Here is a 9,137-nt window from a genome sequence, read left to right as displayed (position 1 = left end):
GTGGGTGATCAACGGCTCGAAGGCGTTCATCACGAACTCGGGCACCGACATCACCGTCCTGGTCACCGTCACCGCCGTAACCGGCATCCGGCCGGTCGGGTCGCGGGCCCGCGGTGGCGAACCCGCCAGGCGGGTCCGCTCCGGTCAGGCGGTCTCGGTGATCGGCCGGTCGACCCAGCTCATCATGCCGCGCAGCTTCGCGCCGGTCTCCTCGATCGGGTGCGCCGCGCCCTCGGCCCGCCACTTGTTGAAGTTCGGCCGCCCGGCCTCGTCCTCGGCCACCCACTCGCGGGCGAACTCGCCGGACTGGATCTCGCCGAGGATCTTGCGCATCTCCTCCTTGACCCGGCTGTCGATTACCCGCGGGCCCCGGGAGAGGTCGCCGTACTCGGCCGTGTCGGAGACGCTGTAGCGCATCCGGGCGATGCCGCCCTCGTACATCAGGTCGACGATGAGCTTCAGCTCGTGCAGGCACTCGAAGTAGGCCACCTCGGGGGCGTAGCCGGCCTCGGTGAGCACCTCGAAGCCGGTCTGCACCAGCGCCGCCGCGCCGCCGCAGAGCACCGCCTGCTCGCCGAAGAGGTCGGTCTCGGTCTCCTCGGTGAAGGTGGTCCGGATCGCGCCGGCCCGGGTGCCCCCGATGCCCTTGGCGTACGACAGCGCCAGCGCGAAGGCCGCTCCGCTGGCGTCCTGCTCGACGGCGACCAGGCAGGGCACGCCCTTGCCGTCGACGTACTGCCGGCGGACCAGGTGGCCGGGGCCCTTCGGGGCGACCATGGCCACGTCCACCTCGGCCGGCGGCTTGATCAGCCCGTACCGGATGTTGAAGCCGTGCCCGAAGAACAGCGCCTTGCCCGCGCTGAGGTTCGGCGCGATCGACTCGGCGTAGATCTTGCGCTGGGCGGTGTCCGGCGCCAGCACCATGATCACGTCGGCCTCGGCGGACGCCTCGGCCGGGGTGAGCACCCGCAGGCCCTGCTCCTCGGCCTTCGCCCGGCTCTTCGAGCCCTCCGGCAGGCCGATCACCACGTCGACCCCGGAGTCGCGCAGCGACAGCGCGTGGGCGTGGCCCTGGCTGCCGTACCCGATCACGGCGACCTTCTTCGCCTGGATCAGGCTCAGGTCGGCGTTGTCGTCGTAGTACACCTCAACGCTCATGACTTCCCTTTCGTACGGCGGCCGTTTCGGCCCGTCGTTGCTCGTTGGTTCAGGCGGCCGGCACGGGCCGGCCAACAGGTGAATCAGGCGGCCCGCAGGGCCGGGCCGGCGGTGATGGCGCGGGAGCCACGCCCGATCGCCACCAGGCCCGACTGGACCATTTCCTTGATGCCGAAGGGCTCGAGGTCGCGCAGCAACGCGTCGAGCTTGTCCGGGGTGCCGGTCGCCTCGATGGTGAGGGTGTCGGCGGCCACGTCGACCACCCGGGCGCGGAACAGGTTTACCGTCTCCAGGACCTGGGCGCGGGCGTTGCGGTCGGCGCGCACCTTGACCAGCAGCAACTCGCGGGCGACCGAGACCGACGAATCCAGCTCGACGATCTTGAGCACGTTCACCAGCTTGTTGAGCTGCTTGGTGACCTGTTCCAGCGGGGAGGACTCGGCGTTGACCACGATCGTGATCCGCGAGACGTCCGGATTCTCGGTCTCGCCAACGGCGAGACTGTCGATGTTGAAGCCGCGCCGGGAGAACAGCCCGGAGACCCGGGCCAGGACGCCCGGCTTGTTCTCCACCAGAACGCTCAGCGTGTGCATGGTCATTTAGATTTCATCCTCGTCGAAGGCCGGGCGGACGCCGCGGGCGAACATGATCTCGTCGTTGCTGGTGCCGGCGGCGACCATCGGCCAGACCATGGCGTCCTTGCCGACCACGAAGTCGATGACCACCGGCGCGTCGTTGATGGCCATCGCCGCCTCGATGGTCCGGTCCACGTCCTCAGCGGTCTCGCAGCGCAGGCCGACGCAGCCGAGCGCCTCGGCGAGCTTGACGAAGTCCGGGATGCGGTGCTTGTGGGTGCCCAGGTCGGTGTTGGAGTAGCGCTCGCCGTAGAACAGGGTCTGCCACTGGCGGACCATGCCGAGGTTGCCGTTGTTGATCACGGCGATCTTGACCGGGATGCCCTCCAGCGCGCAGGTGGCCAACTCCTGGTTGGTCATCTGGAAGCAGCCGTCGCCGTCGATCGCCCAGACCACCGTGTCGGGCTTGCCGACCTTGGCGCCCATCGCCGCCGGCACCGCGTAGCCCATGGTGCCGAGGCCGCCGGAGTTCAGCCAGGTCTGCGGCTTCTCGTACGAGATGAACTGGGAGGCCCACATCTGGTGCTGGCCGACGCCGGCCACGTAGATCGCGTCCGACCCGGCGATCTCGCCCAGCCGCTTGATCACGTACTGCGGGGAGAGGGTGCCGTCGGCCGGCTCCTCGTAGCCCAGCGGGTACCGCTCGCGCAGGTCGTCGAGCTGGGCCCACCAGTCGGCGAGATCGGCGCCGCGCCCGGCCGCCTGCTCGGCGGTGACCGCCGCGAGCAGTTCGTCGATGACGTGCCGGGCGTCGCCGACGATCGGCACGTCCGCGTGCCGGTTCTTGCCGATCTCGGCCGGGTCGATGTCGGCGTGCACCACGGTGGCGTCCGGGGCGAACGAGTCCAGCTTGCCGGTGACCCGGTCGTCGAACCGGGCGCCGAGCGCCACGATCAGGTCGGCCTTCTGCAGGCCGTAGACCGCGGCGACGGTGCCGTGCATGCCGGGCATGCCCAGGTGCTGCCGGTGCGAGTCGGGGAACGCGCCCAACGCCATCAGCGTGGTCACCACCGGGATGCCGGTCAGCTCGGCCAGCCGACGCAGGCCCTCGGTGGCACCGGCCTTGAGCACGCCGCCGCCGACGTAGAGCACCGGGCGCCGGGCGCCGCTCATCAGCCGCGCCGCCTCGCGGATCTGCTTGCCGTGCGGGTGCAGGGTGGGTCGGTAGCCGGGCAGATCCAGGGTGGGTGGCCAGGCGAAGGTGGTCGGCGCCTGGAGGACGTCCTTCGGGATGTCCACCAGGACCGGGCCGGGCCGTCCGGTCGAGGCCAGGTGGAACGCCTCGGCCAGCACCCGCGGGATCTCGCTGGCGTCCTGCACCAGGAAGTTGTGCTTGGTGATCGGCAGCGTGATGCCCTGGATATCCGCCTCCTGGAAGGCGTCGGTGCCGATCGCGGGCCGGGCGACCTGGCCGGTGATCGCCACCAGCGGCACCGAGTCCATGTACGCGTCGGCGATCGGGGTGACCAGGTTCGTCGCGCCCGGGCCGGAGGTGGCGATGCAAACCCCGACCCGGCCGGTGGCCTGGGCGTATCCGGTGGCCGCGTGGCCGGCGCCCTGCTCGTGGCGGACCAGGATGTGCCGGACGGTCGAATCGTAGAGCGGGTCGTACGCGGGCAGGATCGCGCCACCCGGGATGCCGAAGACGACGTCGACGCCGAGCGCCTCCAGGGAGCGCACGAGCGAGCCGGCGCCCGAGACCTGGGCCGAGGCGGGGCGTACCGCCGGGACGGCCGGCGTGGCGGCGGCGCGGGTGTGGTCGGCGTCGCCCGGGGCGTCGGCGGCGTTGCGGGCCCGCCGCACGGAATGGGCGAGGGTCTCTGGCGTGGGTCTCGTCATGGCGGTTGGCCTTCGGCTGGAGTGGGTGGGGCTGCTCACATGTGGAACGCGGGCGGAAGCCGGCATCCGATGGGTTCGACGGCAAGAAAAAGGGCCCTCGTGCCAGATGCACGGGGCCAGCGCACTCTCAGTCAGGGAGAGTGCGCTCAGGTAAGTACTCGCAGCGACCGGTACGACGACATGGGCTCAAGCCTGACGCATCTCACGCGATGAGTCAACTGATCCCACATTTTGGTTCACGGTTCTCGGCGCGCCGTTTCCGGCACGCCGGCCGCACCCGGCGTGACGTGCTCGGGAACGCCCTGACCGGAGAGTGGGACGGGTGACCGGGGCGGGGGCGCAGCCGGGGCGTCCTCCGGTGCCGGGCGGGCCGGCCGGGCGCCCGGAGAGGACGCCGCCTCCAGCATCGCCTCCAGATGCTCGGCCGGTACGCCCCAGCCGAACAACGCACCCTGACCGAACCGGCAGCCGGCGGCCACCACCGCGGCCAACTCGGTGGGCGTGGTGACCCCCTCGGCGATGACCTCCAGGCCGAGCTGATGACCCAGCCGCATGACGATGTCCACCATCGGGGCGAAGGCCGGGCCGTCGCGCCCGACCGGCCGGACCGGCTCGTGCTCGGCCACCAGGCTGTGGTCGATCTTAAGAATGTCGATCGGGAGCCGGCGCAGCTGCCCCAGCGACGAGTAGCCGGCGCCGAAGTCGTCCAGAGCGATCCGTACGCCGGTCAGCCGCAGCGCGGTCAGCCGCCGGATCAGCTCGTCGAGGTCGGTGGCGACCGCGTGCTCGGTGACCTCCAGCACCAACCGCTGCGGCGGCACGTTGTGGGCGCGCAGCGCCTCGGCGACCTGCACCACGTACTCGGGGGCGTGCAGCTCACGCGGGGAGACGTTGACCGACACCCAGACGTCGTGCCCCTCGGCCAGCCAGCGGGACAGCTGGTGACAGGCCTGGTGCAGCACCCACGCGCCGAGCTTCGCGATCATCCCGCACTCCTCGGCGAGGGGGATGAACTCGTCCGGGCGGACGTTGCCCAGCGCGGGGTGGTGCCAGCGGAGCAGCGCCTCTGCGCCGACCGGGCGCACCGACGGCAGCGAGGCCACCGGCTGGAAGACCAACCGCAGCTCGTCGCGTTCGATCGCGCCGCGCAGCTCGTGCTCCAGCGTGGTACGCCGGCGCAGCAGTCGGTCGTACGCGCCGTCGTACCGCTCGATCCGGTTCTTGCCACGCTGCTTCGCGTAGCGCAGCGCGAGATCCGCGTGGCGCAGCAACAGCTCGACGTCGGGCTCGCTGGCCCAGCCCGCCAGGCCGATGCTGACCGAGAGGAAGACCGGCCCTTCGGGCTGCGCGTAGGAGCGGCCGAGCACGCCCAGCAGCCGCTCGGCGACCACCCCCGCCTCGATCGGGCCGCCGTGCATGAGCACCGCGAACTCGTCCCCGCCGAGGCGGGCGGCGAGGTCGCCGGGGCGCAGGTTGCCCCGCAGCCGCTGGCCGAACTCGGCCAGCACCGCGTCACCGACGTCGTGGCCGCGCATGTCGTTGACGTTCTTGAAGCCGTCGAGGTCGAGGCCGAGCAGGACGCAGGGGGTGCCGGCCTCGGCGTAGCGGTGCAGGGCCTGCAACAGGGCCCGCCGGTTGGCCAGGCCGGTGAGCGCGTCGGTGTGCGCGAGCTGCCGGAAGTGCGCCTCCCGTTCGGCGAGCCGGCGGGCGTAGGCCCGGACCTCGTGCAGGCTGAGGTACTGCCGGGCCACCAGGGCGAAACCCTCGACGCTGCCGGCGACGATGCCCAGCGCGTCGAACCGGCCGTCCTGGAGGAGGTGGTACATCGCCGAGGTGGCCATGGCGAGCATCGGGACGAACGCGTACTCGCCGTCGCGACGGATCAGGTCGATGGCGACCTGGCCGGGCGGGTCGATCCGGTGGACGGCCACCGCGACGGTCAGCAGGCCCACCGCGAGCACCACCGCGGCGATCAAGGTCGCGCCGGGGCCGGCCTGACAGAGCCCGGCCGCGACGGCGAGCCCACCACAGGTCGCCACAGTGATGCCGGTGGCCAGCACGGCGAGGCAGCGCCGGGGCGGCGGGGTGCGGAAGACCATGATCGCGGCGAGGCCGGTACTCAGTGCCGCGCTGACCGAGGCGAGCAGGATCGCCGGGCAGGCCGTCGGGGTGGCGTCGCCGAGCAGCCGGGTCGGCTCGGAGAACAGCACCCAGCCGACGAACCAGAGCGCCGTGCCGACGATCACGCCGTCCAGGGTGAGCCGGGCGGCCGAGCCGGCCGAGCCGGCCACCCCGGGCATCCGGAGCAGGCCGACACAGAAGAGCAGCCCGCTCACCGCCGTGCCGAGCGCGACCAGCGTCGCCCAACCGGTGCGCTGCGACTGCTCGTGTGCCCAGTGCCCGCCGGCACCCAGCACGACGGCCACCCCGGCCAGCAGGGTCAGCACGGCGACCGCTCCGGCGACGGCGAGCAGCGCGTACGCCTGGCGATGCGGGCCGACCCGGTTCCGGGCGGCAGCGGCCAGCAGCACACCGGCCACGAGGGCGACCAGCGCGCTCAGCACCGCGGCGCCGATCATGCCCGGGGGTGTGTGCACGCCCTCAACTTTGCCGGATGCGCGCTCGCCGTGGGGATCGGGTGTGCATCTGTTGGGACACGGTGCGCGCACCTGTCCGGTGCCGGGTCGCCGGTGCAAGACTGGTACGCATGCCTGAGCTGCGGTCGAAGACCTCCACGCACGGCCGGACGATGGCCGGCGCCCGGGCCCTGTGGCGGGCCACCGGGATGACCGACGACGACTTCGGCAAGCCGATCGTCGCCATCGCGAACAGTTTCACCCAGTTCGTCCCGGGCCACGTACACCTCAAGGACCTCGGCGGCCTGGTCGCCGACGCGGTGGCCGAGGCCGGCGGGGTGGGCCGGGAGTTCAACACCATCGCGGTCGACGACGGCATCGCCATGGGCCACGGCGGCATGCTCTACTCCCTGCCCAGCCGGGAGCTGATCGCCGACGCGGTGGAATACATGGTCAACGCACACTGCGCGGACGTGCTGGTCTGCATCTCCAACTGCGACAAGATCACGCCGGGGATGCTGCTGGCCGCACTGCGGCTGAACATCCCGACCGTGTTCGTCTCCGGCGGCCCGATGGAGGCCGGCAAGACGGTGGCGATCGAGGGCGTCGTCCACTCCAAGATCGATCTGATCGACGCGATGATCGCCTCCTCGAACGAGGCGGTCAGCGACGACCAGCTCGACGCCATCGAACGCTCCGCCTGCCCCACCTGCGGCTCCTGCTCCGGCATGTTCACCGCGAACTCGATGAACTGCCTCACCGAGGCGATCGGGCTGGCGCTGCCGGGCAACGGCTCGACGCTGGCCACCCACGCCGCGCGCCGGTCGCTGTTCGTCGAGGCCGGCCGCACCGCCGTGGAGATCGCCAAGCGGTGGTACGACCACGACGACGCCTCGGTGCTGCCGAGGATGGTGGCGTCCCGGGCGGCGTTCGAGAACGCCGTCGCGCTGGACGTGGCGATGGGCGGGTCGACGAATACGATCCTGCACCTGCTGGCCGCCGCCCGCGAGGCCGAGCTGGACTTCACCGTGGCCGACATCGACGCGATCTCCCGCCGGGTGCCGTGCCTGGCGAAGGTCGCCCCGAACTCGCCGCAGTACCACATGGAGGACGTGCACCGGGCCGGCGGCATCCCGGCCATCCTCGGCGAACTGGACCGCGCCGGCCTGCTGCACCGGGACGTGCACGCGGTGCACTCCCCCTCGCTGGAGCGCTGGCTCGCGGACTGGGACGTGCGCGGCGGGTCGGCCACCCCGGAGGCGGTCGAACTGTTCCACGCCGCGCCGGGCGGAGTGCGTACCACCGAGCCGTTCTCCACCAGCAACCGCTGGTCGTCGCTGGACACCGACGCCGCCGGTGGTTGCGTGCGGGACCGCGAACACGCGTACAGCGCCGACGGCGGGCTGGCCATCCTCGCCGGCAACCTCGCGCCGGACGGCTGCGTGGTGAAGACCGCCGGGGTGCCCGAGGAGTGCCTGACCTTCCGCGGCCCGGCCAAGGTGTACGAGTCACAGGACGACGCGGTCACCGCGATCCTGGCCAAGGAGGTCGTCGCCGGGGACGTGGTGGTGATCCGCTACGAGGGCCCGAAGGGTGGCCCCGGCATGCAGGAGATGCTCTACCCCACCTCGTTCCTCAAGGGCCGGGGGCTGGGCCGGGCCTGCGCGCTGCTCACCGACGGCCGGTTCTCCGGCGGCACCTCGGGGCTGTCCATCGGGCACGTCTCCCCCGAGGCGGCCTCCGGTGGGCTGATCGCGCTGGTCGAGCCCGGCGACGAGATCGTCATCGACATCCCGAACCGGTCGATCGAGCTGAACGTGCCGGCCGACGTGCTGGACGCCCGGCGGGTCGCGCAGGAGAAGCGGGACCGCCCGTACACCCCGGTCGACCGGCAGCGCCCGGTCTCCGCCGCGCTGCGCGCGTACGCCTCGATGGCCACCTCGGCCAGCGACGGCGCCTACCGCCGCGTGCCGGAGTGAAAGGAAGCGCCCCTTATTAGCGGCATGCCGTGGGCCTGGGACAGGTTCAGTACTGCTGCACGATCGGCACCAGGACCACGGTCATCGCGCCGGTCGGGCCGGAGACCTGGAGGTTTGATCCGCCGAAGACGGCCGCCACCGCACCGGCGACCACCGCGGTAACCAGGCCGGCTTCCGCGCCGAGCCCCGAGGTGACGCCGAAGGCGAGGGCCAGCGGCAGCGCGACGATGGCCACGGTGAGCCCGGCGACGAGGTCCCGGCGGGGCGCGCGGCGTACCGGATGCCAGTCGGCGCGGCCGGGCAGCAGGTCGACGATGCGGCGCCCGATGGTGGTCACAGCCGACCGGGTGGTGTCGGCGAGCGGAGCCTGGCTGCCGCTCACCCCTCCCGTCCGCTGGCGCGCAGTTCGTCGAGGAGGGCGTCCCGGTCGGTGAGCACCGCGCCGAGGATCCGCCGCCCGGCGGCCAGCAGGTCGGCAACGTCGGGAGTGCTGAGCGCGTACATCACCAGGGAGCCGTCGCGGTACGAGGTGACCATGCCGGCCCGGCGCAGGACGGCGAGCTGCTGGGAGAGGTTCGACGCCTCGACGTCGATGGCGAAGAGCAGGTCGCGTACCGGTTTGGGGCCCTCCTGAAGCAGCTCCAGCACCCGGATGCGGACGGGATGCCCAAGGGTGCGGAACAGCTCCGCCTTCGCCTGGTACAGCGGTACGGACACGCCTCGTCCCTCCTTCCCGCCGCCGCCACCCCGGCAGCACCTTGACGACTTAGCACTTGCAGGATTCTTCAATTCAAGAACCTGCCGATGTTAAGAGGGGCCCCTTCCTCTACCGGAGGCGTTAAGAAGGGGCCCCTCCTTTCAGTCGTTGACGCAGCTGACGATCAGTGGCCGGTCGCCGAGGCTCTTCCGAAGTGCCTCCAGCTTCCACATCGTATGGAGGGCGTTCTGCC

General features: G+C 71.7%; 7 protein-coding genes and 1 pseudogene. 2 read left to right on the top strand and 6 right to left on the bottom strand.

The genetic code is table 11. The annotated features are described in order from the left end of the window. Window positions 1-144: 144 nt before the first annotated feature. The 4 genes from ilvC to AB0M52_RS25115 form a co-directional block, all read right to left on the bottom strand. Window positions 145-1,158, bottom strand: a complete 1,014-nt coding sequence (gene ilvC, locus AB0M52_RS25130) for a ketol-acid reductoisomerase (RefSeq protein ID WP_363958264.1) — start codon at window positions 1,156-1,158, stop codon at window positions 145-147. A gap of 83 nt (window positions 1,159-1,241) precedes the next feature. Continuing rightward, on the bottom strand, window positions 1,242-1,757 hold the full coding sequence (ilvN, locus tag AB0M52_RS25125) for an acetolactate synthase small subunit (RefSeq protein ID WP_363958261.1): 516 nt from the start codon (window positions 1,755-1,757) through the stop codon (window positions 1,242-1,244). After that, a complete protein-coding gene (locus AB0M52_RS25120) occupies window positions 1,758-3,632 on the bottom strand; it encodes an acetolactate synthase large subunit (RefSeq protein WP_363958258.1) in 1,875 nt (624 codons plus the stop codon). 236 nt (window positions 3,633-3,868) lie between these two features. Beyond that, window positions 3,869-5,458: a bifunctional diguanylate cyclase/phosphodiesterase gene (locus tag AB0M52_RS25115; protein WP_363958270.1), complete on the bottom strand. Its 1,590-nt coding sequence runs from the start codon at window positions 5,456-5,458 to the stop codon at window positions 3,869-3,871. Here AB0M52_RS25115 and AB0M52_RS25110 point away from each other — a divergent pair. Beyond that, complete coding sequence (locus AB0M52_RS25110) at window positions 5,415-5,630, top strand: hypothetical protein (protein WP_363958267.1); 216 nt, start codon at window positions 5,415-5,417, stop codon at window positions 5,628-5,630. The two genes, AB0M52_RS25115 and AB0M52_RS25110, sit on opposite strands and share 44 nt — an antisense overlap. 709 nt (window positions 5,631-6,339) lie before the next feature. After that, window positions 6,340-8,187, top strand: coding sequence for a dihydroxy-acid dehydratase (gene ilvD / locus AB0M52_RS25105; RefSeq protein WP_363958255.1), 1,848 nt, complete (start codon window positions 6,340-6,342; stop codon window positions 8,185-8,187). Between the two features lie 49 nt (window positions 8,188-8,236). Here the strand turns inward: ilvD and AB0M52_RS25100 are convergent. Both AB0M52_RS25100 and AB0M52_RS25095 read right to left on the bottom strand, forming a co-directional pair. Further along, a pseudogene (locus AB0M52_RS25100) lies at window positions 8,237-8,515 on the bottom strand (SulP family inorganic anion transporter); the annotation flags it as partial. Between the two features lie 50 nt (window positions 8,516-8,565). Next, window positions 8,566-8,904: a metalloregulator ArsR/SmtB family transcription factor gene (locus AB0M52_RS25095; RefSeq protein WP_363958252.1), complete on the bottom strand. Its 339-nt coding sequence runs from the start codon at window positions 8,902-8,904 to the stop codon at window positions 8,566-8,568. Window positions 8,905-9,137 lie beyond the last annotated feature (233 nt).

The sequence above is a fragment of the Micromonospora sp. NPDC051296 genome, assembly GCF_040682255.1.
Lineage (GTDB): Bacteria > Actinomycetota > Actinomycetes > Mycobacteriales > Micromonosporaceae > Micromonospora > Micromonospora craterilacus.
The sequence above is the reverse complement of the archived record's forward strand: the minus strand, read 5'-3'. Positions and strand labels throughout refer to the sequence as shown.

Bases quoted from the DNA above. Each gene is read 5' to 3' on its own strand.
- ilvC (WP_363958264.1), bottom strand. From the start codon at position 1,158: ATGAGCGTTGAGGTGTACTACGACGACAACGCCGACCTGAGCCTGATC.
- ilvN (WP_363958261.1), bottom strand. From the start codon at position 1,757: ATGACCATGCACACGCTGAGCGTTCTGGTGGAGAACAAGCCGGGCGTC.
- AB0M52_RS25120 (WP_363958258.1), bottom strand. From the start codon at position 3,632: ATGACGAGACCCACGCCAGAGACCCTCGCCCATTCCGTGCGGCGGGCC.
- AB0M52_RS25110 (WP_363958267.1), top strand. From the start codon at position 5,415: ATGCCCAGCGCGTCGAACCGGCCGTCCTGGAGGAGGTGGTACATCGCC.
- AB0M52_RS25115 (WP_363958270.1), bottom strand. From the start codon at position 5,458: ATGTACCACCTCCTCCAGGACGGCCGGTTCGACGCGCTGGGCATCGTC.
- ilvD (WP_363958255.1), top strand. From the start codon at position 6,340: ATGCCTGAGCTGCGGTCGAAGACCTCCACGCACGGCCGGACGATGGCC.